Source organism: Lysobacter koreensis (genome assembly GCF_042677045.1).
Lineage (GTDB): Bacteria > Pseudomonadota > Gammaproteobacteria > Xanthomonadales > Xanthomonadaceae > Lysobacter_K > Lysobacter_K koreensis.
Map to the genome: position 1 here is coordinate 534,362 of NZ_JBHTIH010000003.1, position 21,109 is coordinate 555,470.

19 protein-coding genes are annotated in these 21,109 nt (G+C 69.8%); 10 read left to right on the forward strand and 9 right to left on the reverse strand.

Annotated features, from left to right (window positions below):
- Positions 1-18: 18 nt before the first annotated feature.
- Positions 19-1,347, reverse strand: coding sequence for a Xaa-Pro dipeptidase (gene pepQ / locus ACFQZQ_RS07815; RefSeq protein ID WP_386812190.1), 1,329 nt, complete (start codon positions 1,345-1,347; stop codon positions 19-21).
- 10 nt (positions 1,348-1,357) lie between these two features.
- Here pepQ and ACFQZQ_RS07820 point away from each other — a divergent pair, with 10 nt between their 5' ends.
- Complete coding sequence (locus tag ACFQZQ_RS07820; RefSeq protein WP_386812191.1) at positions 1,358-4,063, forward strand: bifunctional diguanylate cyclase/phosphodiesterase; 2,706 nt, start codon at positions 1,358-1,360, stop codon at positions 4,061-4,063.
- A 106-nt stretch (positions 4,064-4,169) separates the two neighbouring features.
- Here the strand turns inward: ACFQZQ_RS07820 and ACFQZQ_RS07825 are convergent, their stop codons facing one another.
- From ACFQZQ_RS07825 to rph, 7 genes are all read right to left on the reverse strand, one after another.
- Complete coding sequence (locus ACFQZQ_RS07825) at positions 4,170-4,532, reverse strand: PilZ domain-containing protein (RefSeq protein WP_386812192.1); 363 nt, start codon at positions 4,530-4,532, stop codon at positions 4,170-4,172.
- Positions 4,529-6,862, reverse strand: coding sequence for a DUF1631 family protein (locus ACFQZQ_RS07830; RefSeq protein ID WP_386812193.1), 2,334 nt, complete (start codon positions 6,860-6,862; stop codon positions 4,529-4,531). Before ACFQZQ_RS07830 ends, ACFQZQ_RS07825 begins: the two co-directional genes overlap by 4 nt.
- A gap of 129 nt (positions 6,863-6,991) precedes the next feature.
- Positions 6,992-8,248 carry a radical SAM family heme chaperone HemW gene (gene hemW / locus ACFQZQ_RS07835; RefSeq protein WP_386812194.1) on the reverse strand — a complete coding sequence of 419 codons (1,257 nt, stop codon included), beginning with the start codon at positions 8,246-8,248 and terminating at the stop codon, positions 6,992-6,994.
- Entirely contained in the window at positions 8,245-8,541 is a 297-nt protein-coding gene (locus ACFQZQ_RS07840) for an antibiotic biosynthesis monooxygenase (protein ID WP_386812195.1), read from the reverse strand. The genes hemW and ACFQZQ_RS07840 overlap by 4 nt, the downstream gene beginning before the upstream one ends.
- Complete coding sequence (gene rdgB, locus ACFQZQ_RS07845) at positions 8,532-9,173, reverse strand: RdgB/HAM1 family non-canonical purine NTP pyrophosphatase (protein ID WP_386812196.1); 642 nt, start codon at positions 9,171-9,173, stop codon at positions 8,532-8,534. The genes ACFQZQ_RS07840 and rdgB overlap by 10 nt, the downstream gene beginning before the upstream one ends.
- On the reverse strand, positions 9,170-9,562 hold the full coding sequence (locus ACFQZQ_RS07850; protein WP_386812197.1) for a VOC family protein: 393 nt from the start codon (positions 9,560-9,562) through the stop codon (positions 9,170-9,172). The genes rdgB and ACFQZQ_RS07850 overlap by 4 nt, the downstream gene beginning before the upstream one ends.
- 105 nt (positions 9,563-9,667) lie before the next feature.
- Positions 9,668-10,441, reverse strand: a complete 774-nt coding sequence (rph, locus tag ACFQZQ_RS07855; RefSeq protein WP_386812198.1) for a ribonuclease PH — start codon at positions 10,439-10,441, stop codon at positions 9,668-9,670.
- Positions 10,442-10,521: 80 nt separating this feature from the next.
- Here rph and ACFQZQ_RS07860 point away from each other — a divergent pair, with 80 nt between their 5' ends.
- The 9 genes from ACFQZQ_RS07860 to ACFQZQ_RS07900 all read left to right on the forward strand — a co-directional run bounded on the left by ACFQZQ_RS07860 (position 10,522) and on the right by ACFQZQ_RS07900 (position 20,278).
- Positions 10,522-11,382, forward strand: coding sequence for a YicC/YloC family endoribonuclease (locus tag ACFQZQ_RS07860; protein ID WP_386812199.1), 861 nt, complete (start codon positions 10,522-10,524; stop codon positions 11,380-11,382).
- A 2-nt stretch (positions 11,383-11,384) separates the two neighbouring features.
- The gene (gmk, locus tag ACFQZQ_RS07865) at positions 11,385-12,002 is read left to right on the forward strand and encodes a guanylate kinase (RefSeq protein WP_386812200.1); all 618 of its coding nucleotides are present in this window, start codon (positions 11,385-11,387) and stop codon (positions 12,000-12,002) included.
- A gap of 132 nt (positions 12,003-12,134) precedes the next feature.
- Positions 12,135-12,434 carry a DNA-directed RNA polymerase subunit omega gene (gene rpoZ / locus ACFQZQ_RS07870; RefSeq protein WP_386812201.1) on the forward strand — a complete coding sequence of 100 codons (300 nt, stop codon included), beginning with the start codon at positions 12,135-12,137 and terminating at the stop codon, positions 12,432-12,434.
- A gap of 161 nt (positions 12,435-12,595) precedes the next feature.
- Positions 12,596-14,791, forward strand: coding sequence for a RelA/SpoT family protein (locus ACFQZQ_RS07875; protein WP_386812202.1), 2,196 nt, complete (start codon positions 12,596-12,598; stop codon positions 14,789-14,791).
- A gap of 123 nt (positions 14,792-14,914) precedes the next feature.
- Positions 14,915-15,298: a RidA family protein gene (locus ACFQZQ_RS07880; protein WP_386812203.1), complete on the forward strand. Its 384-nt coding sequence runs from the start codon at positions 14,915-14,917 to the stop codon at positions 15,296-15,298.
- A 9-nt stretch (positions 15,299-15,307) separates the two neighbouring features.
- A complete protein-coding gene (recG, locus tag ACFQZQ_RS07885) occupies positions 15,308-17,431 on the forward strand; it encodes an ATP-dependent DNA helicase RecG (RefSeq protein ID WP_386812204.1) in 2,124 nt (707 codons plus the stop codon).
- A 30-nt stretch (positions 17,432-17,461) separates the two neighbouring features.
- Positions 17,462-18,412, forward strand: a complete 951-nt coding sequence (locus ACFQZQ_RS07890; protein ID WP_386812205.1) for a nucleoside hydrolase — start codon at positions 17,462-17,464, stop codon at positions 18,410-18,412.
- A gap of 81 nt (positions 18,413-18,493) precedes the next feature.
- Positions 18,494-18,736: a type B 50S ribosomal protein L31 gene (locus tag ACFQZQ_RS07895; protein ID WP_386812206.1), complete on the forward strand. Its 243-nt coding sequence runs from the start codon at positions 18,494-18,496 to the stop codon at positions 18,734-18,736.
- 222 nt (positions 18,737-18,958) lie between these two features.
- The gene (locus ACFQZQ_RS07900) at positions 18,959-20,278 is read left to right on the forward strand and encodes a citrate synthase (RefSeq protein WP_386812207.1); all 1,320 of its coding nucleotides are present in this window, start codon (positions 18,959-18,961) and stop codon (positions 20,276-20,278) included.
- Positions 20,279-20,383: 105 nt separating this feature from the next.
- On the opposite strand, the gene ACFQZQ_RS07905 is transcribed toward ACFQZQ_RS07900, so the two are convergent.
- On the reverse strand, positions 20,384-21,046 hold the full coding sequence (locus ACFQZQ_RS07905; protein WP_386812208.1) for a hypothetical protein: 663 nt from the start codon (positions 21,044-21,046) through the stop codon (positions 20,384-20,386).
- Positions 21,047-21,109 lie beyond the last annotated feature (63 nt).

The window sequence follows — 21,109 nt, forward strand, 5'->3', positions numbered from 1 at the left end:
CCCGTCACCAGTGGGTGGTCATGCGGTCTCGGCGAAGCCGTCGCGGGTCAGGTTCAGCGGCGCGGCCTCGGTGCAGGCCACGTCGTCCTCGATGCGGATGCCGCCGTACGGGCGGAACGCCGCGATCCGGTCCCAGTCGACCGCGCCGGCGTACTCGCCGCGCTTGAGACCGTCGAGCAGCAGGTCGACGAAGTAGATGCCCGGCTCGATCGTCACCACCATCCCCGGCTCCAGCACGCGGGTGGTGCGCAGGTAGGGGTGGCCATCGGGTTTCGGGATCGTGCCGCCGCGGTCGGACTGCGCGAAGCCGGCGACGTCGTGCACCTGCAGGCCGATGCCGTGGCCGATGCCGTGCGGGAAGAACACGCTGCTGACCCCGGTTTCCACCGTCGCTTCCGGCGACAGCCTGCTGATGCCGAAGTCGTGGAGGATGCCGGCCAGCGCCAGGTGCGCGTCGAGGTGGATGCGCCTGTAGTCGGTGCCGGGCCGCACCTGGTCGCACATCCGGCGTTGCGCGCCGTCGACCGCGTCGATCAGCGCCTGGAACTCGCCGCCGGTGTCGTGCGCGTAGGTGCGGGTGATGTCGCTGGCGTAGCCGCCAAAGCTGGCGCCGGCGTCGATCAGGAAACTGCGGACATCACCCGGCGCCTGCGTGGCCAGCTCGGTGTAGTGCAGCACCGCGCCGTGCTCGTTGAGCGCGACGATGTTGCGGTAGGGCAGGTCGTTGGCGTCCTGGCGCGCGGCCGCGCAGTACGCCAGGTGGATGTCGAATTCGCTGAGGCCGGCGCGGAACCCGGCCTCGGCGGCGCGGTGTGCGCGCACGCCGATGCGGGTGGCCTCGCGCATCATCGCGAACTCGTATGGGGTCTTGAACGCGCGGTGGTACTCGAGGTAGTTGACCACCGCCGGCGGGTTGTTCGGGACGAACCCGCCGAGCGCGCTTTGCGGTTCGCCGAGGATCGCGCAGCGTTCGACCGCCGTCGGCAGGTGCTGCGCCGCCTCGGCCGGGGTGCGGATGATGGCGATCTCGAAGTGCTCCACCCACCAGCCGCTGGGCGCCTCCGGCACCACGTGCCAGTAGTCGAACGGCTGCAGGTAGATCAGCTTGGGCTTGTGGCCGGGGGTGAACACCAGCCAGCTGCCGGGGTTGCGCACCAGCGGCAGCCAGGCCTTGAATTGCGGGTTGACGGCGTAGGGGTAGTCGCGGTCGTCGAACACTTGGTAGTGCAGGGTGCCGCTGGGCACCAGCAGGTGGTCGAAGCCGCCGCGCGCCAATGCTTCGGTAGCGCGGATTTGCAGCTCGGTCACATGCTGCGGGTATAGGATCGCGGGGTCAGCGGCAGACATGGGAGGTCTCTTGCGGGAGTCAACGGATTTTGACGGATTCTCTCCCTCGCCGCAGGGACCTGCGCCGAGCGAGCGCGGGCGGCACGGGCCCGCGCCGTGGGCACTGAGCCTGCTGGCCCTGGTGCTGGGCGCGGCGTTGTCGGTGTGGCTGGCCGACCTGCAGCAGCGGCGTGCGGAAGCCAGCCGGCAGGCGGTGCTGGCGGCCACCGCGCAAGGCGGCTACGACGCGCTCGTCGCGCGCCTGCAGGAATGCGAACTGCTGCTGCGCTCGGTGCAGACCCTCTACCAGACCTCCCTTGAGGTCGAGCCGAAGGAGTTCGCCCACGCCTACGCCAACCTGCGGCCGCGTGAGCGCTTCCCGAGCCTGCAGGCGATCGCCTACGCCCACAAGGAAACGCGCGGCGACGGCGACCACTACATCACCACCATGGTCCAGCCGCAGACCGGCAACCAGCGCCTGCTCGGACTGGACGTCAACAGCCAGCCGACCAACCTGGCCGCGGTGCTGGCTTCGCGCGACAGCAACACCCCGGCGGTCTCGGCGCCGTTCCGCCTGGTCCAGCGGCGCGGCGGCCATGCGCGCGCGGACGGCGTGACCCTGCGGCTGCCGGTGTACAGCCCCGGCGCGCCTCCCGTCACGCTGGCCGAGCGCCGCGCCCGCATGCGCGGCTCGCTGGCGGCGTCGTTCGGCGCCGGCGACCTGATCGCCAGCGCGTTTCCCGCGTCGGCGCGCGATGCCTTGCACATCGAGGTCACCGACATCACCGGCGGCGCGGCGCATCCGCTGTTCGCACCGCTGGCCGACAACCACGATAGCGCCCGCTCACCGATGCGCTTCGATCGTGATCTCGCCTACGGCGGCCGCGTGTGGCGCGTGGCCATGCACCCGCGCGACCACAATGGGCTCGCCTTCGACTGGACCCAGTCGCTGCTGCTGCCCGAACTGCTGGCCAGCGTGCTGCTCGCGTTGCTGGTGTGGTCGGTGGCGACCACCCGGCGACGCGCGCTCGAGCTGGGCTGGGCGATGAGCCGCCGCTATCGCGCGAGCGAGGAGCGCTTCCGCGCGCTCAACGAACTGCTGCCGGCGCTGGTGCTGCTGGCCGAGGAGGACGGCCGCATCACCTACGCCAACCAGGCCTCGCGCAGCCGCCTGGGCGAGCGCGTCTACGACGTCGAACTGCCGACCCTGTTCGAGGACGCCGAGATGCGCGAGGAACTGCTGCGCGCCGACCGGGTCGGCTGCAGCAACGCCGAGGCGCTGCTGCGCAGCGTCAACGGCGACCGCTTCTGGGCCAGCGTGTCGATCGAGCCGGTCGAGCTGGAAGGCGAGTCCAAACTGCTGATGGTGGCCTCGGACATCTCCGAGCAGCGCCAGTTGACCGAGCTGCTGACCTATCAGGCCAGCCATGACGCGTTGACCGAGCTGTACAACCGCCGCGAGTTCGAACGCCGCCTGGAGCGCGCGCTGGCCGGCCTGGCCGCGGGCGCCGAACCCGGCGCGCTGCTGTACATCGACCTGGACCAGTTCAAGCTGATCAACGATACCTCCGGCCACATCGCCGGCGACCAGCTGCTGATCCAGTTGGCGTCGATGATGCGCGAGCAGCTGCGCGGCGGCGACGTGCTGGCGCGCCTGGGCGGCGACGAGTTCGGGGTGCTGGCGGCCAACGTCCACGACATCGATGGCGCGCGGCTGGTGGCCGAGCGCATGCGCCAGCGCGTCGACGGCTACGTGTTCGTCTGGGAGCAGCGCGCCTACACCATCACCGCCAGCATCGGCGGGGTCATGCTCAACCACCCGAATGTCAGCCTCAAGGACCTGTTCGCGCAGGCCGACACCGCCTGCTACATGGCCAAGGAAAGCGGCCGCAACCGGGTCCACTTCTATTCCGCGCAGGACGACGAGACCACACGCCGGCGCAGCGAGATGGACTGGGCGAACCGTCTGCGTTGGGCGGTCGAGGAAGGCCGGCTGCAGCTGCAGTACCAGGAGGTGTGGCCGCTGGTGCTGGATCTGGAAGGCGCGCCGCGGGTGGAGCTGCTGCTGCGTTTCCGCGACGAGGACGGGCTGCTGGTGGCGCCCGGCGCCTTCATCCCGGCCGCCGAGCGCTACGGCCTGATGCCGATGATCGACCGATGGGTGGTCGAGACCGCGCTGGCCAACTTCGACCGCCTGCACCCCAGCGGCGCCGGGCTGGGCCTGGCGACGATCAACCTGTCCGGTGCCAGCCTCGAGGACGAGTCGCTCGCCGACCTGGTGCTGGAACTGCTGGAACTCCACCAGGTGGCGCCGCAGCGGGTCTGTTTCGAAATCACCGAGACCGTGGCGATCCGCAACGTCGCCCAGGTGACGCGCTTCATCGAGCGCCTGCGCCAGGTCGGTTGCCGCATGGCGCTGGACGACTTCGGTGCCGGCATGTCCTCGTTCGGCTATCTCAAGAACCTGCCGGTCGACATCATCAAGATCGACGGCAGCTTCATCCAGGACCTGCTGGTCGACCCGATGAGCCAGGCGATCGTGCGCGCGGTTACCGACATCGGCCACCAGCGCGGCCTGGTCGTGATCGCCGAGTGGGTAACCAGCGCCGAGATCGTCAAGGCGCTGGCCGCGCTCGGCGTCGATTACGCGCAGGGCTATGCGCTGCACAAGCCCGAGCCGGTGTTGTTCCACCGCGCCAAGGCGCCCGGCTCGTCGCTCGACGCCCCCGGCATGTGAGCGGCTGGGCGGCGCGGCCTGTCGTAGGCCGGCCGCGCCAAATGACCAAGCAGCGCTACTCCGGAAATCGTGTCCCGCGGGCGTGGCGCGCCGCGGATTGCCGGAGTTATTCGAACGTGCCGTCCGGCCCGTCCAGCCACTGCAGCAGCTGCTGCATCTGGCTGTCGACCATGGTGATGAAACGCAGCCCGGTCCAAGTCTGGCCCGACGCGCTCGCCTGCTCCTGCCACAGCAGGTGCACGCCGACCTCGATCGGCAGCGTGGTCCGCGGCGAGTCGGGCAGCACGAAGCGGAACTGGTACAGCGCGTCCTCGACCAGCAGCGTGCTGGCGATCAGCAGCATGCCGGTTTCGGACAGGTTGCCAAGCCGGCCGACCACCGCGTCGGTCATCGTGTCGACGACCTGGATCGTGCCCTCGACCTTGCGGCGGCGGACGCGACGGAATTCGTCCTGTTGCGATGCGTTCATGCGCCTACCTCCGCGCTGTTGTCGCCGCGTCCGGCCAGGCTGCGCAGCGCGTTGAGGGCGGCCTGCCACGCGCGGTCGACCAGCCGGCCCTTGTCGGCGGTGACCAGCCGCGCGCGGCCGGTGGCCATCATCCGCGACAGGCCATCGAGCGAGTGCTCGCCGACGCGGTGGCCACGCTGGTTCACGAACAGCGCGTGGTCTGTCATCGGGCTGTACCAGGACAGCCGCCGGCGCACCATCTCGCCTTGCTGGTTCTTCTCGAACTCGAACCAGGTGCCGAACGGCAGCGTGCGCAGCTGCTCGTAGTAGGACTGCTCGGTCGACGTGCGCGGCGGCAGCTTCGGCATCCGCTCCTCGGCATCCTCGCCCAGCCGCGCGCGTGCCTTGAGCTTGACCGCCAGCTGGGTGCGCGTGGCCGCGTCGTCGTGGTCCTCGGCCGCGCCGGCGGTGAGCCGCGTGGCGATCGTGCTGGCCTCGTTGGCGTGGTAGCCGACCGTGGTCAGGGCTTCCTCGACCTGGCTCACCAGGCCGGCCGGCGCTGGCGTCGCGTTGACGTGGGCCGCGACCATCTGCCGCGTCGCCTCGACCTGCTGCGCCCACTCAGTGCTGTCCTCGCCGTGGCGCAGCATGGTCAGCGTCAGCGCGTCGGCCCAGGCCTGGGTCAACAGCGTCAGCGAGAATTTCGGCAGGCCCTGGCCGCTGACGGCCTCCTCGATGACCTCACTGGCGCGGCGCTTGGCCATGGCCAGCTTTTCCTTACCGCGCGCCGCCTCGACGTGGCGGCGCTCGCTGATCTCGGCCTTGCGCGCCATCGCCTGCAGCTTTTCCTGCAAGGCGTGGTTGGCCGACTCGAACACGGCCGCGTCGCCGTCGTAGTGCTCGACGACGTGCTCGACGGCCTGCTGCAGCTGCGCGTTGAGGTGCGGATCGACGTCGTCCTCGCCGAGCCAGCGCGCGCCGGACTCGGCGACCGCGTTGAGCAGCTGTCGTGCCGGGTGGTGGCTGCGCACGAAGAACGCGCGGTCCTGCAGCGCGACCCGCAACAGCGGCACCTGCAGCCGTTCGAGCAGGGCGGTGTTCTCCGCACCCGCGCGCAGCTCGCGGCCGATTTCGGCGTACAGCATGCCGAGCAGCTCGAAGGTGTCGCTGTCTTCGCGCGACAGCGCGGCCGGCTGGCCGAGCTGTTGCCGTGCCTGCAGCAGCACCGAGTGGCGCAATTCGGCCAGGTTGCGACCGGCCGGCGCGGTGCCCTGCAGCTTGCCCAGGGTGCTGACCACGTCGAAGGTCGGCATCGCCATGCGCGCCGGCGCACCGGCATCGGCCGCCGCGGCGCCCGCGCCGCGGCGGCCGGACAGGAGCTGCTGGAGCAGGTCGAACGCCTCGTTCTCCTCGGCGACGCTGGCCTGGTCGTTGGCACCGCCCAGCCAGCCGGTGTGCGGGCTCGAGCCGCTGCGGGCGCCACCGGCGTGGCTGTCGCCGCCGCCATGACCGCCGCCACCGTGCCCGCCACTGCCACTGCCACCGCCATGCCCAACACCATGTCCGCCGCCGCCAAACCCGCCGCCCTCACGGGGGACCGCGCTCTCGCCATCGTCGCGCTTCTGCACGGTGGGCCGCATGCGCAGCGGCACGAATGCCAGGTTCGGCAGCACGTTGCGACGCGCGAGCAGGGTGTTCAGGGTTTCGATCAGCTGCTCGTGGCCGCTCATCACCTCGCGGTCGAACGTCTTCAGCAGCATCAGCTTCGCGTCCAGCTCGATCTGCAACACCTCGCTTGCCTGGCTCATCAGCAGGCCGAGTTGCTGCGGGCCTACCGGCAAGGTCTCCACGTCGAACGCCGGCGCCGCGGCGAGCACCCCGAAGCGCTGGCCGAGCAGTTGCAACGGCAAACCCGCCCGCGACTCGTGCCGACGCGCGATGGCAGAAAGCAGCGTGTGTTCGCTGGACTCGTCGTCGTCGAGCAGGCGCAGGTCGCCGAAGTGCAGCGGCGTCGCGGCTTCCTCAGCGGCCGGTGCGGTCGGCTCGCGGATCCGGCACAGCGCGTCTTCCAATCCGCTTAGGAAACGCGGCACCAGGTCGGCGCGGTTCTGCCGCAGCGCGCGCATGGTTTCGAAATGCTGGGCCTGCACGGTCTGGTTGCGGGCGTGGTCGGCGAGCCGGAACAACTGCTGCTCGAAGTCGACCAGCATGCGCTCTAGCTGCCGCGACAGTTCGTCGGCCGCCAGCGCGTAGAGTTCCTCGAGCACGTCGCGCACGCGCTTGGGCAGCGCGGCCGAAGCCAGCGACGCGCGCAAGCTCGAGTTGGCGAAGCGATCCAGTGGCATGGTCATGCAGGCTCCCCCCGGGGCCATCGGCGACGATCTAAGCACGCCACGGTACTCCTGTCAGCCCAACGCAAGGCAGACCGATGGCAGGCCGCGCGCCGGTCGGGCGCGTGCGGCGGTGTTTGGCGGGGCCGCCTAGTCCTGCAGGAACAGCGCCACCACGTCATTGGTGAAGCGACGCCCCAGCTCGGTCGGGCGCACGCGTCCGCCGTCCAGCGCCAGCCAGCCGCGGGCCTGCGCGGTCTGGATCTGCGCCGCGATCGCGCCGCGGTCCAGCCCGGTGCGGGCCTCGAATTCGGCCCAACTGAACCCGTCGACCAGGCGCAGCGCATTCAACATGAACTCGAACGGCCGGCGCGCCGGCTCGATCCGTTCGTCGCCGCCGATCCCGGCCGCGGTGCCGGCCGTGGCCAGGTACTGGGTCGGGTGCTTGTGCTTCCAGCGCCGCAGCACGGCCTGTTCGCTGCCCAGGGTGATCTTGCCGTGCGCGCCGGCACCGATGCCCACGTAGTCGCCGTAGCGCCAGTAGTTGAGGTTGTGCGCGCTCTGCCGGCCGGGGCGGGCGTAGGCGCTGACTTCATACTGGGCGTAGCCGGCGTCGGCAAGCAGCGCCTGGCAGTGCTCCTGCATGTCCCAACTGCCGTCGTCGTCGGGGATGCCGGCGGGCGGCTTCGCGGCGAACACGGTGTTGGGTTCCAGGGTCAGCTGGTAGTGCGAGACGTGGCTGGGCTGCAGTGCTAACGCACGTTGCAGGTCGTGTTCGGCCATCGCCAGCGTCTGCAGCGGCAGCGCGTACATCAGGTCGAGGTTGAGGTTGTCGAAGCCGGCGTCCTGCGCCAGCTTCACCGCCGCCTCGGCTTCGGCGCTGTCGTGGATGCGCCCGAGGCGCTGCAGGCAGCCGTCGTCGAAACTCTGGATGCCGAAGCTCAGGCGGTTGACGCCGGCGGCGCGGTAAAGCTCGAAGCGGCCATGCTCGGCGGTGCCGGGGTTGGTCTCCAGGGTGATCTCGCAGCCGGGCGCGAAGCGCAGCCGCGCGCTGGCCTGCTGCAGGAAGCGGTCGATGAACTCCGGCGGCATCAGGCTGGGCGTGCCACCGCCGAAGAACACGGTCTGCACCGTGCGGCCCCAGACCAGTGGCAGGTCGAAGTCGAGGTCGGCCAGCAGCGCGTCGACGTAGGCCGCGAACGGCAGCGCGCCGCGGCCCTCGTGCGAGTTGAAGTCGCAGTACGGGCATTTGCGCACGCACCACGGGATGTGGACGTACAGGGAAAGCGGGGGCAGGTGCAGGGTGTTGGCGGGCGTAGGATCCGACCGCTGCTCGACCGCGTGCGGGTCAATGGTTGCAGGCGATGGCTGCAGACCGGGCGATGCCGAAGGCGCGGGCTGCTTCATGGGGTTTCAAACCGACCGAGGCGCCGTTCAGTCACGGTCAAGGCATCGCCGAGCGAATCGATCTGCGCATAGCGCACCTGCCCCGCCTCGAGGAACCGGTCGTAGTCGGCCGCCGAGGCCCAGCGGTCGATCGTCAGGTAACGCCGGGTCGACTCGTCGCGCAGCACCTCGGAGCCGAGGTAACCGGCGTGCGCACGGAACAATTCCACCCAAGCGCCGTCCGCGCCCTGGAGCCCCTCGAACGCGCGTTCCGAGCCCGGGCGGACCTCGTACTCCCAAACGGTCACGAACATGACGGCGACCGCAAGGTGTCCTGGAGCCTGGCGCGCAGTGAAGCCAGCGCGAGGCCGCGGTGGCTAATCCGGTTCTTCAGGGATGGCTCGATCTCGGCGGCCGAAAGCCCACGGTGGGGATCCAGGAACACCGGGTCGTAGCCGAAGCCGCCGTCGCCGCGCGGCGCGTCGAGGATCACGCCGGGCCAGATGCCTTCGGCGATCAGCGGCTGGGCATCGTCGGCATCGCGCAACAGCACGATCACCGCATAGAAATGCGCGCTGCGCTGCGCGGCCGGAACGCCCCTGAGCGCATCCAGCAGCTTGGCGATGTTCGCCGTCGCGTTGCCGTGCACGCCCGCGTAGCGCGCCGAGTACAGCCCGGGCGCGCCGCCGAGCGCATCGACGCACAGGCCCGAATCGTCGCCCAGCGCCGGCAGGCCGGTGCAGCGCGCGGCATGGCGCGCCTTGAGCAGCGCGTTCTCGACGAAGGTCGCGCCGGTCTCGTCGGCGTCGCTGACGCCCAGCTCGCCCTGGGTGACGAATTCAATGCCGCTTCCGCCGAGCAGGTCGCGGAACTCGGCGAGCTTGCCGGCGTTGCTGCTGGCGATCACCAGCTTGGTCGGAGCGGTATGGATCGAGGCGGGATTCATTGATGCAGCTCCAGCAGGTCCCAGCGGTTGCCATACAGGTCCTCGAACACCGCGACGGTCCCGTAAGCCTCGGTGCGTGGCGCTTCCTTGAAGCGCACCCCGCGTGCGCTCATCGCCGCGAAGTCACGTGCGAAGTCGTCGGTGTGCAGGAAAAAACCGACCCGGCCGCCGGTCTGGTCGCCGACGCGGGCCTGCTGCGCCTCGCCGCTGGCTTGGGCCAGCAACAGCGACGTTTCGCGCGCCCCCGGCGGCGCGACCCGCACCCAGCGCTTGCCAGCGCCGCGCGCGGCGTCCTCGAGCAGCGCGAAGCCGAGCACCTGCGTGTAGTAGGCGATCGCCTCGTCGTAGTCGCGTACCACCAGGGCGACGCTGCCGATGTGCTGCTTCATGCTGGGTGTCTATGCGTAGGCTGGATTGGTTTCACCAACCCAGCGCTTTATGGCGGCCTTGCGGTCTCGTGATGCCGGGTTGACGGGGCCAAGCCAGCTTCCGGTTTATCGCCCCAGCGCCTCGCGCTGCTTGGCGATCAGTTCGGCGATGCCAGCCTCCGCCAGCGCGGTCATTGCGTTGAGCTCATCGCGCCGGAACGCATGGCCCTCGGCCGTGCCCTGCAACTCGATGAAGCCGCCGCCGTCGTTCATCACCACGTTCATGTCGGTGTCGCAGTCGCTGTCCTCGGCGTAGTCCAGGTCCAGTACCGGCACGCCCTGGTAGATGCCGACCGACACCGCCGCGACCGCGCCGAACACCGGGTCGCGCCCGCCCTTGCCGGGCTTGATGTCGCCGCGCTTGACCAGCCACTGCACCGCATCGACCAGCGCCACGTAGGCGCCGGTGATCGCCGCGGTGCGGGTGCCGCCGTCGGCCTGCAGCACGTCGCAGTCCAAGGTGATGGTGCGTTCGCCAAGCGCCTTGCGGTCGATGCAGGCGCGCAGGGAGCGGCCGATCAGGCGCTGGATCTCCAGCGTGCGCCCGCCCTGCTTGCCGCGCGCGGCCTCGCGGTCGTTGCGGGTGTGGGTGGCGCGCGGCAGCATCCCGTACTCGGCGGTGACCCAGCCTTCGCCCTTGCCGCGCAGGAAGCCGGGCACGCGCGGCTCGACGCTGGCGGTGCACAGCACCTGGGTCTGGCCGAAGCTGATCAGCACCGAGCCTTCGGCATGGCGGGTATACCCGCGCTCGATGCGCACTTCGCGCAGCTGCGCCGGGGCGCGGCCGCTGGGGCGCGTGATGCTGGGCGACGCGCCCGCGGTCGAAACGACAGCTGTCATCGACGTGAATACCGGAAAGGGGCAGGCGAGTTTACCATTCGCCCCTTGCCGGTCCGTCCGGCCACGCCCAGGAACCGCGCATGATCCGCAGCATGACCGCCTTCGCCAGCGGCGAACGCGTCACTCAATGGGGCACGCTCGGCTGCGAGCTGCGTTCGGTCAACCACCGCTTTCTCGAGATCGGCGTGCGCCTGCACGACGACCTGCGCGCGCTGGAGCCGGTGCTGCGCGAACGCATCGCCGCGCGCATCGGGCGCGGCAAGCTCGACCTGACGCTGCGCCTGCGCTCGCCGGAAGGCGAGGGCGGCCTGCAGGTCAACCTGGCCCGCCTGCGCGAGTTGAGCGACGTGGCGATCGATTTGACGGCGCGCTTCCCCGGGCTGCATACCGAGTTCACCCAGCTGCTCCAGTTTCCCGGGGTGATGCAGGCCCCGGCCACCGACGCCGCCGCGCTGCAGGCCGAAGCGCTGGCTTTGCTGGACGCGGTGCTCGACGAGTTCGTGGCTTCACGCGAACGTGAAGGTTCCAAGCTGGCCGCCGTCATCGGCGAGCGCGTCGACGGCATCGCCCGCATCGCCGCGCAGGTGCGCACCCTGATGCCGCAGATCCGCACCGGCCAGCGCAGCAAGCTCGAAGCGCGCCTGGCCGACCTCGCCCAGCCCGCTGACCCGGGCCGTCTGGAGCAGGAGCTGGTGATCTGGCTGCAGAAGCTCGACGTCGACGAGGAGCTCGACCGCCTCGATGCCCACGTCGGCGAGGCGCGGCGCGTGCTCAAGCTGCGCGAGGCGGTGGGCCGTCGGCTCGATTTCCTGCTGCAGGAGTTCAACCGCGAGGCCAACACCCTGGGCTCCAAGTCGGTCGATGCGCGCAGTTCGGCGGCCGCGGTCGAGCTCAAGGTGCTGATCGACCAGGTGCGCGAACAGATCCAGAACATCGAATGAGCATGCGCGGCACTCTCTACATCGTCGCCGCGCCCTCCGGTGCCGGCAAATCCAGCATCGTCAACGCGGTGCTCGCGCGCGATCCCAACATCTGCCTGTCGATCTCGTTCACCTCGCGCGCGCCGCGCCCGGGCGAGCGCCACGCCGAGCACTACCACTTCGTCAGTGCCGCGGAGTTCGAGCACATGGTCGAGGCCGGCGAGTTCTTCGAGCACGCGCGCGTGCACGGCGACTGGAAGGGGTCGGCGCGGCAGTCGGTCGAGCCGCAGCTGGCGCAGGGCAAGGACGTGCTGCTGGAGATCGACTGGCAGGGCGCGCGCCAGGTGCGCGCCAAGGTGCCCAATTCGGTCAGCGTGTTCATCCTGCCGCCGTCGCGGCAGGCGCTCGAGCAGCGCATGAACACCCGCGGCCAAGACAGCGCGCAGGTGATCGCGCAGCGGCTGGCGGCCGCGCGCGAGGAGATGTCGCACTACGGCGAGTTCGACTACGTGATCGTCAACGAGCACTTCGCCGTCGCCGTGGACGAGATGTGCGCGATTTTCACCGCCAGCCGCCTGCGCCGCGAGGCCCAGGTGGCCCGGCATTCGCGCCTGATCACCGCCCTGTTGGCCGACGACTGAGATTGGGATGGGCCTAACTGACTGATTCGCAAGGGCCGCGGACCCGCGCGGCTTGCCCGGCCCGGCCCTGCCGGCTACACTCCACGCCCCCTCAAAGCCTGCATGACGGCCCCACCGGCCGCCAGGAGTCCCATGGCCCGCATTACCGTTGAAGATTGCCTCGAAGTCGTCGATAACCGCTTCGAACTCGTCATGCTGGCCGCCAAGCGCGCCCGCCAGCTCGCCAACGGCGTCGAGCCGCAGCTGGACAACAGCGAGGCCAACGACAAGCCGACCGTGCTGGCCCTGCGCGAGATCGCCGCCCGCCGCATCAACCCCGAGTTCATCGACGCGGTCGAAAAGACCGAGCGCGAGCGCAAGGAGCGCGAGGCGATGGAGTGGGCCGCGGCCGAGGTCGTGGCCGACGACGACCTGTCCAAAGGCGACGATTGATCGCGATGGGCTGATCACTCTGATCAGCCCATCGCTGCGCTGACCGCCAGGTCGCGCCCCGCTTCCGACACGGCCCCGCTCTGGCGGGGCCGTTGTTTTTTCAGCCACCCAATGCGCCGCACGCGTTGCACCACGCCGCGCCGCGCGCGTAGATTGGCTGCATGAGTTCCGTCGAGACCGCCGTCAGTCCTTCCGCGCCGCCCGCATTGCCTGGTTTTGCCGGCGACGCGCCGCTGCCGGATTACGTGCGCGAGCTGGAACTGGCCGCCGCCTACCTGACCGAGCCGCAGCGCGAGTCGCTGCGCCGCGCCTGGGCGATCGGCGCCGCCGCGCATGCCGGGCAGACCCGCAAGTCGGGCGAGCCTTACATCACCCACCCAGTCGCGGTCGCCAAGGTGCTCGCCGACCAGGGCCTGGATGTCGAGACCCTGATCGCGGCGATCCTGCACGACACCCTCGAAGACACCCCGCTGACCCACGAGTCGCTGGCCGCCGAGTTCGGCGAGACCGTGGCCGAGTTGGTCGACGGCGTCACCAAGCTGGACAAGCTGCAGTTCCGCGACCGCCAGGAAGCGGCCGCGGAGAGTTTCCGCAAGATGCTGCTGGCGATGGCGCGCGACCTGCGCGTGATCCTGATCAAGCTCGCAGACCGCCTGCACAACATGCGCACGCTGGGCGCGCAGAGCGCCGAGGCGCGCGAGCGCATCGCCCTGGAAACCCTGGAGATCTACGCGCCGATCGCGCAGCGCCTGGGCATGAACCTGATCAAGGCCGAGCTGCAGGACCTGGGCTTCCGCGCCCTGCATCCGTGGCGGCACGCGGTGATCGAAAAGCGCATCCGCACCCAGCCGGTGGTGCGGCGCGAGTCGCTGGTGCAGATCGAGGCCAACCTGGCGCAGCGGCTGGCCAAGGAGAAGCTGCCGCACAAGCTGGTCAGTCGGGTGAAGTCGCCGTGGAGCATCTACACCAAGATGCACGCCGAGCACAAAAGCTTCACCCAAGTGATGGACGTGTTCGGCTTCCGCGTCGTCGTGCGCAGTGTGCCCGACTGCTACCGCGCGCTGGGCGTGGTGCACGCCGCCTACAAGCCGCTGGACGCCCGCTTCCGCGACTTCATCGCGATCCCCAAGGCCAACGGCTACCAGTCGCTGCACACGGTACTGTTCGGGCCCTACGGGTCGCCGGTGGAGGTGCAGATCCGCACCGAGGAGATGGACCTGATCGCCGAACGCGGGATCGCCGCGCACTGGTCGTACAAGCACGGCGGCGACGGCCCGAACAGCGCGCAGACCCGCGCCCACAGCTGGATCAGCGGCCTGGTCGAGTCGCAGCGCTCGACCGGCTCGTCGCTTGAGTTCCTCGAGAACGTCAAGGTCGACCTGTTCCCGGACGAGGTCTACGTGTTCACGCCCAAGGGCGACATCCTGTCGTTGCCGCGCAATTCCACCGCGCTCGACTTCGCCTACGCGGTGCATACCGACATCGGCAACCAGTCCGTCGCCGCGCGCGTGGACGGCAAGCTGGTGCCGCTGCGCACCAAGCTGGCCAGCGGCCAGCGCATCGACATCGTCACCGCCAAGTCGTCGGCGCCGAAGCCGCAGTGGCTGGAGTTCGTGGTGTCGGGCAAGGCGCGCACCTCGATCCGCCAGCAGCTCAAGCAGCTCGAGCACGAGGACGCGGTGCAACTGGGCCACCGCATGCTCGACCGCGCGCTGGAGACGCTGGAGACGTCGCTCGAACGCGTGCCCGCGCCGCGCCTGGACGCCTACCTGGTCGAACACCGCTACCCACGCCTGGAGGCGTTGCTGGCCGACATCGCGCTGGGCAACCGCATGCCGCAGCAGGCCGCGCTGGCGCTGACGCGCGCCGCGCCGGGCAAGGCGGCGCGCCGCATCGTCGAGCGCGTGCCGTTGCCGGAGGACAAGATCCTGATCACCGGCGCCGAGCGCGGGGTCATCAGTTTCGCCAACTGTTGCCTGCCGTTGCCGGGCGACGAGATCATGGGCTACCACACCGCCGGCAAGGGCATCGTGGTGCACCGGCTGGATTGCCCCAACGTCGCCGACTACCGCAAGTCGCCCGACCGCTGGGTCGCGATCGGCTGGGACCGGCAGGTTTCCGGCGACTTCGGCGCCGCGCTCAGGATCGAGATCGACAACCGGCCTGGCGCGCTGGCGCAGGTCGCCGCGGCGATCGCCGAGGCCGAGTCGAACATCGACCGGGTCGAATACATCGACCGCGATGCCAACATGGCGGTGCTGCGTTTCTCGATCGAGGTCACCGACCGCCGCCATTTGGCCGACGTGATCCGCCGCGTGCGCCGGCTCAACGTCGTGCTCGGCGTGCAGCGGGCATGACGCGACGCGGTCGCGGCGTCGTCGACCGCGGCATTTCCTGATGGCCGGCAGGGCGGAAGTCCGGCGGCGCGGCGCTGGCCACAGCCGCTAGAATCGCGGCATCGTTTTCCTGCAGGTAGCGCCATGTCCCGCCAGATCGTCCACACCGACCAGGCCCCGGCCGCGATCGGTCCGTACTCGCAGGCCGTGCGCGCCGGTGACACCGTCTACCTGTCGGGCCAGATCCCGCTCGACCCGGCCACCGGCCTGCTGGTCGAGGGCGACATCGCGACCCAGGCGCGGCGCGCGTTCGACAACCTGCAGGCAGTGTGCAAGGCCGCTGGTGGCTCGCTCGAGCAGGTCGTGCGATTGGGCCTCTATCTCACCGATCTCGACAACTTCGCCGCGGTCAACGCGGTGATGGCCGAGTACTTCAGCGCGCCGTACCCGGCCCGATCGACGGTCGAGGTCAGCGGCCTGCCACGCGGCTGCGTGTTCGAGGTCGACGGCATCCTGGTGCTGGACTGACCGCACGGCGTGGCGCGCGCCAAGGCTCCTGCACCCGCGCTGGCGGCGGTCGGTGAAACGCCGCTGACGGTGCTGTCCGGCTGCGGACCGCGCGTCGCCGAGAAACTCGCTGCGCGCGGCCTGGCCTGCCTGCAGGACCTGTGGCTGCAGCTGCCGCGGCAGTACGAGGACCGCACCCGGCTGACGCCGATCCGCGCGCTGCAGCCGGGCGTCGCGGCGCAGGTGGAAGGGCGGGTCGAGGCGGTCGAGCGCGGCTTCCGCTATCGGCCGATGCTGCGGGTGGCGATCGGCGACGACTCCGGCGCGACCCTGGTGCTGCGCTTCTTCCACTTCCGCGCCGCGCAGGTCGCGCAGTTCGAGCCCGGCGCGCGGCTGCGCTGCTACGGCACGCCGCGCCCCGGCCAGCACGGCCTCGAGATCGTGCACCCCAGCTACCGCCTGCTCGACGCCGCCGATGGTGGAGCGCTCGGCGACCAGCTCGATCCGGTGTATCCGGCAATCGAAGGCATCGGCCCGGCCTCGCTGCGGCGCCTGATCGGCCTCGCGCTCGATCGCCTGCCCAGCGACGACGCGCTCGAACTGCTGCCGCGCGCGCTGCGCGACAGCTTGCAACTGCCATCCCTGCGCGAGGCGCTGCTGACCGTGCACCGGCCCGCGCAGGGCAGCGACATCGCGGCGCTGCTGGCCGGCCTCCACCCCGCGCAACGCCGGCTCGCGCTGGAGGAATTGCTCGCCCACCACCTCAGCTTGCGTCGCCAGCGCATCGCGCAGCAGGCGCACGCGGCACCGGTCCTCGAGCGGATGGCGCTCGCGGAGAAGTTGCGCGGCGCGCTTCCGTTCGCGCTGACCGGCGCCCAGCAACGCGTGTTCGAGCAGATCCGCGTCGACCTCGGCAAGCCGCACCCGATGCTGCGGCTGGTGCAGGGCGATGTCGGCAGTGGCAAGACCGTGGTCGCGGCGCTCGCGGCGATGCTCGCGGTCGACACCGGCAAGCAGGCCGCGTTGATGGCGCCGACCGAGCTGCTCGCCGAGCAGCACCTCAACAACCTGCGCGGCTGGCTCGAGCCGCTGGGCGTGCGCGTGGCGTGGCTGGCGGGCAAGGTCACCGGGCGCGCGCGCGCGCACGTGCTGGCCGAAGTGGCCTCGGGCGAGGCCCAGGTCGTGGTCGGCACCCACGCGTTGATGCAGGAAGGCGTGGCTTTCGGCGACCTGGCGCTCGCGATCGTCGACGAGCAGCACCGCTTCGGCGTGCACCAGCGCCTGGCACTGCGAGACAAGGGCGCCGGTGGAATCGTTGGAGAGGCGGCGATCGTCCCGCACCAGCTGGTGATGACCGCGACCCCGATCCCGCGCACGCTGGCGATGGCGGCCTATGCCGACCTGGATGTGTCGGCGATCGACGAACTGCCACCCGGGCGCACGCCGGTGCAGACTGTCGCGCTCAGCGCCGAGCGTCGCCCGGAGCTGGTGGAGCGCATCCGCGCGGCGTGCGCCGAGGGCCGGCAGGCGTACTGGGTGTGCACGATCATCGACGAAAGCGACGAGGTGGTCGCGCAGGCCGCGCAGGGCACGTTCGAGGCGCTGTCCGCGCAGTTGCCGCGGTTGCGCGTCGGCCTGGTCCACGGCCGCATGAAGGCCACCGATAAGCAGGCGACGATGCGCGCGTTCAAGGACGGCGCCATCGACCTGCTGGTCGCGACCACGGTGATCGAGGTCGGGGTCGACGTGCCCAACGCCTCGTTGATGATCGTCGAGAACGCCGAGCGTCTCGGGCTGGCGCAGCTGCATCAGCTGCGCGGCCGGGTGGGGCGCGGCAGCGCGGTTTCCAGTTGCGTGCTGCTGTATCGCTCGCCGCTGTCGATAATGGCCCGGCAGCGGCTAGAGACGATGCGCGAGACCAACGACGGCTTCGTGATCGCCGAGAAGGACCTTGAGCTGCGCGGCCCCGGTGAACTGCTGGGCACGCGCCAGACCGGCCTGGCCGGATTCCGCGTCGCCGACCTCGCCCGCGACGCCGACCTGCTGCCGCAGGTGCAGGAGCTTGGCGAACGCCTGCTGCGCGAATCGCCCGAGATCGCCGAACGCATCGTCGCGCGCTGGGTCGGCGGCGCGGCCCGCTACGCCAGCGCATAATCGCCTGCCGCCACGACGCTGACCGAATCCGTGACCGACAAGATCGTCCCCGCGAAGATCCCGTTGCTGATCGACACCGACCCGGGCGTCGACGACGCGCTGGCCTTGCTGATGGCGTTCAATGCGCCGCGCCACGAGGTCGTCGGCCTGACCATCGCGGCCGGCAACGTCGGCCTGCAATACACGGTCGCCAACGCACTGAAGCTGTGCGAAGTGGCGGGCGTCGACGTGCCGGTGTTCGCCGGTTGCGCGGCGCCCCTGCTGCATCCGGCGCGCGATGCGGCCTACGTGCACGGGCGCGACGGCTTCGGCGACATCAATTACGCCGAGGCGACCCGCCGGGCCGAGGCCGAGCACGCCGCGCTGGCGATCCTGCGCTTGTCGCACGAGCACGCGGGCAGGCTGCTGCTGGTCGCGCTCGGGCCGCTGACCAACATCGCGCTGGCGCTGAAGCTCGACCCGACCCTGCCCGAGCGCGTCGCGCGCTGCGTGGTGATGGGCGGTGCGGTGACCGCGCACGGCAACATCACGCCGGCTGCCGAGTTCAACATCGCCTTCGACCCGGAAGCGGCGCACATCGTGTTCGAGGCGTTCGCTCACATCGATCTCGCGGACTGGGAGGCGGTGATCGCGCACGGCCTGCTCCACGACGAGGTGCTGCGCTGGTTCCAGGTCGACAGCGAACGCGCGCGGTTCTACGAGTCGATCTCGCGCAAGACCCGCGAATGGTCGGCCGACCGGCGCGGCGACTACTGGCATTCCGCCGACGGCCTGGCCATGGCCTACGCATTGGAGCCGGAGGGCGCGCTGGAGGTGGTCGAGCGGCCGGTGGCGGTCGAGCTGGACGGCCGCCTTACCCGTGGCGCCACGGTCGTCGACTGGCAGCGCCAGGACGGTCGCGCCGACAATGCAGCGATCCTGCTGCGCTACGACCAACCCCGTTTCGAGGCCCTGATCCAGGCGGCACTGGCGGCCGGCTGAGCCGGGCTCGTGATCGGACTTGCCTGCGCCGAAAGTCGCCGCTATACTGCCCCGCTTTCCCGCATCAAAGCTGTGACTGCCATGAAAGCCGGCATCCATCCCGAATACCGCGAAGTCGTGTTCCAAGACGTGACCACCGACTTCCAGATCCTGACCCGTTCGACCCTTGGCAGCAAGGAGTCGGTGAAGCTCGACGACGGCAAGGAATATCCGCTGATCAAGATCGATATCTCCTCGGCCTCGCACCCGTTCTACACGGGCAAGCACAAGGTCATGGACACCAGTGGCCGCGTGGACAAGTTCCGCAAGCGCTACGCCAAGTAATACGCTCCACAAAGTGATCCGCACGACGGCTGCCGCAAGGCGGCCGTCGTCGTTTCTGGGCGTGGTTTCGGCAGTGGTGCTGATGGCGGCGCTACGACCAACGGCCGAGCCTGCGCTCAAAATCGTTGTGCGATAATCCGCTGTCGCGGCGTGGCCGCGGTTCCCCGTCCCCAACCTCGTGCCGCGGCCATCCCTGCGGCATGCAGACATGAGGAGTGCTGCGTGTCAGCTTCTGAGAAATCCGCACCGCAAGGTTCCCGTCTCGACCAGGTCACCCTGGCCGCGGGCGACAAGAGTGTCAGCCTGCCCGTGCAGCACCCGGTCCTGGGCGCGCCGTGCATCGACATCAGCAAGTTGCCCAAGGAAACCGGCTGCTTCACCTACGACGCGGGTTTCACCGCGACCGCCAGCTGCAAGTCGGCGATCACCTACATCGATGGCGACGAGGGCGTGCTGCTCTACCGCGGCTACCCGATCGAACAGTTGGCCGAGAAGTCGAGCTTCCTTGAGGTCGCCTACCTGCTGATGAACGGCGAACTGCCCACGCCGGGTGAGTTCGACAAGTTCGAGCACGAGGTCACGCATCACACGATGATGCACGAGGCCTACAAGAGCTTCCTCGGAGGTTTCCGCCACGACGCGCATCCGATGGCGATGCTGGTCGGCATGCTCGGTTCGATGGCGAGCTTCTACCACAACGACCTTGACCTGGATGACCCGGAGCAGCGCCGCCTGGCCGCGATCCGCCTGATCGCCAAGGTGCCGACGGTGGCCGCTGCGTGCCATCGCTATTCGATCGGCTGGCCGATTCGCTATCCGCGCAACAACCTCGAGTACACCACGCGCTTCCTGCACATGATGAAGGAAGTGCCGAGCGAGCCGCTGGAACTCAACCCGGTCGCGGCCAAGGCGATGGACCTGTTGTTCATCCTGCACGCCGACCACGAGCAGAACGCATCGACCTCGACCGTGCGCCTGGTCGGGTCCACCGGCGCCAACCCCTACGTGTGTGTCGCCTCGGGCGTGGCCGCGTTGTGGGGGCCGGCCCACGGCGGTGCCAACGAGGCCGTGCTCAAGATGCTGGAGGAGATCGGCCGCCCGGAGAACGTCAAGTCCGCGGTCGACAAGGCCAAGGACAAGGAGTCGGGCTTCCGCCTGATGGGCTTCGGCCACCGCGTCTACAAGAACTACGACCCGCGCGCGGCGCTGGTGCGCAAGATGACCCACGAGGTGCTCGGCCAACTGGGCGTCAACGACCCGCTGCTCGAGGTCGCGCTGAAGCTGGAAGAGGCGGCGCTGAAGGACGATTACTTCGTGCAGCGCAAGCTGTATCCGAACGTCGATTTTTACTCCGGCATCATCTACAAGGCGCTCGGCATCCCGGTGGAGATGTTCACGGTGATGTTCGCGATCGCGCGCACCGCCGGCTGGGTCTCGCATTGGCTCGAGCAGCAGAACGATCCGGAGAACAAGATCGGCCGCCCGCGGCAGATCTACACCGGTGCGCCGGTGCGCGACTACGTCGGCATCGACAAGCGCTGAGGCGCGAAGTCTTCCAGACGACCAGACGCCCCGCATCGCGGGGCGTTTTCGTATGTGGCTTGCAATGGCCATCCCGCGGCATGGCGCGCGCGGAAATTGCCGCCGTCAGCGCTGGCCGACTTCGTAGCCGGCGATCTCGTCCTGCGCCAACAATTGCCGCAACTGCGCCGCCGAGGCGCGCTTCATCGGCTTGCCGTCGATGCCCGACAGCGGGGCCTGGCGCACGACGTCGAGCGGCAGCACGGTGAGATCGAACGACAGGTCCTCGGCGCTGAACACCCAACTGGGAAAATCGCCGTCGCGCTCGCGGTCCAGGCGCAGGCGACGGCTGCGCGCCTCGGCGGGGATCAAGTGCTGGTCGAGGAAGCGCGGGACCGCGTCGGGGTCGTCGCAGTACAGCTGCAACGACACGGGGCTGTGCGCGTCCGCTGTACCCTCTAGCACCGGCCCGACCAGCCGCGGATCGAACGGGTGGAAGAACTCGAGCGCGCGCAGCGCCGCCTCGCGGCGTTGCCGCAGTCCGCCCGCGTTGTCTCGCTGGAACAGGCGCTGGTACTCGCGCAGCGCCTCCTCGATCTCGCGGTTCCGCGGCAGCGAGGCGTCATCGAAGATGCCCAGTCGCTCGGCGGCCTTGAGCTTGGCCTGGTGGAAGTCGCGCATCCCGCTTTCGGCCATCAGCCGTGCCGCCTCATGGGCGAGGCGGTGACGGCGTTCGCGGATGCGGGTTTCGGCGTGTTGCTGGGCGTGCTGTCGGACGAGGCGGTTCATGAGGACCTCCACGGCGGGCACCGCGACGGCGAGGCTGCGCGTCGCGGCCGGTCGCGGGGACCG

What these genes read in the sequence shown, in the direction of transcription:
- hemW (WP_386812194.1), bottom strand. Translation starts at nt 8,248, where the DNA reads ATGAAGCAGCCCGCGCCTTCGGCATCGCCCGGTCTGCAGCCATCGCCT.
- rpoZ (WP_386812201.1), top strand. Translation starts at nt 12,135, where the DNA reads ATGGCCCGCATTACCGTTGAAGATTGCCTCGAAGTCGTCGATAACCGC.
- ACFQZQ_RS07860 (WP_386812199.1), top strand. Translation starts at nt 10,522, where the DNA reads ATGATCCGCAGCATGACCGCCTTCGCCAGCGGCGAACGCGTCACTCAA.
- ACFQZQ_RS07875 (WP_386812202.1), top strand. Translation starts at nt 12,596, where the DNA reads ATGAGTTCCGTCGAGACCGCCGTCAGTCCTTCCGCGCCGCCCGCATTG.
- rdgB (WP_386812196.1), bottom strand. Translation starts at nt 9,173, where the DNA reads ATGAATCCCGCCTCGATCCATACCGCTCCGACCAAGCTGGTGATCGCC.
- ACFQZQ_RS07905 (WP_386812208.1), bottom strand. Translation starts at nt 21,046, where the DNA reads ATGAACCGCCTCGTCCGACAGCACGCCCAGCAACACGCCGAAACCCGC.
- ACFQZQ_RS07880 (WP_386812203.1), top strand. Translation starts at nt 14,915, where the DNA reads ATGTCCCGCCAGATCGTCCACACCGACCAGGCCCCGGCCGCGATCGGT.
- pepQ (WP_386812190.1), bottom strand. Translation starts at nt 1,347, where the DNA reads ATGTCTGCCGCTGACCCCGCGATCCTATACCCGCAGCATGTGACCGAG.
- rph (WP_386812198.1), bottom strand. Translation starts at nt 10,441, where the DNA reads ATGACAGCTGTCGTTTCGACCGCGGGCGCGTCGCCCAGCATCACGCGC.
- ACFQZQ_RS07895 (WP_386812206.1), top strand. Translation starts at nt 18,494, where the DNA reads ATGAAAGCCGGCATCCATCCCGAATACCGCGAAGTCGTGTTCCAAGAC.
- ACFQZQ_RS07840 (WP_386812195.1), bottom strand. Translation starts at nt 8,541, where the DNA reads ATGTTCGTGACCGTTTGGGAGTACGAGGTCCGCCCGGGCTCGGAACGC.
- ACFQZQ_RS07850 (WP_386812197.1), bottom strand. Translation starts at nt 9,562, where the DNA reads ATGAAGCAGCACATCGGCAGCGTCGCCCTGGTGGTACGCGACTACGAC.
- ACFQZQ_RS07825 (WP_386812192.1), bottom strand. Translation starts at nt 4,532, where the DNA reads ATGAACGCATCGCAACAGGACGAATTCCGTCGCGTCCGCCGCCGCAAG.
- gmk (WP_386812200.1), top strand. Translation starts at nt 11,385, where the DNA reads ATGCGCGGCACTCTCTACATCGTCGCCGCGCCCTCCGGTGCCGGCAAA.
- ACFQZQ_RS07830 (WP_386812193.1), bottom strand. Translation starts at nt 6,862, where the DNA reads ATGACCATGCCACTGGATCGCTTCGCCAACTCGAGCTTGCGCGCGTCG.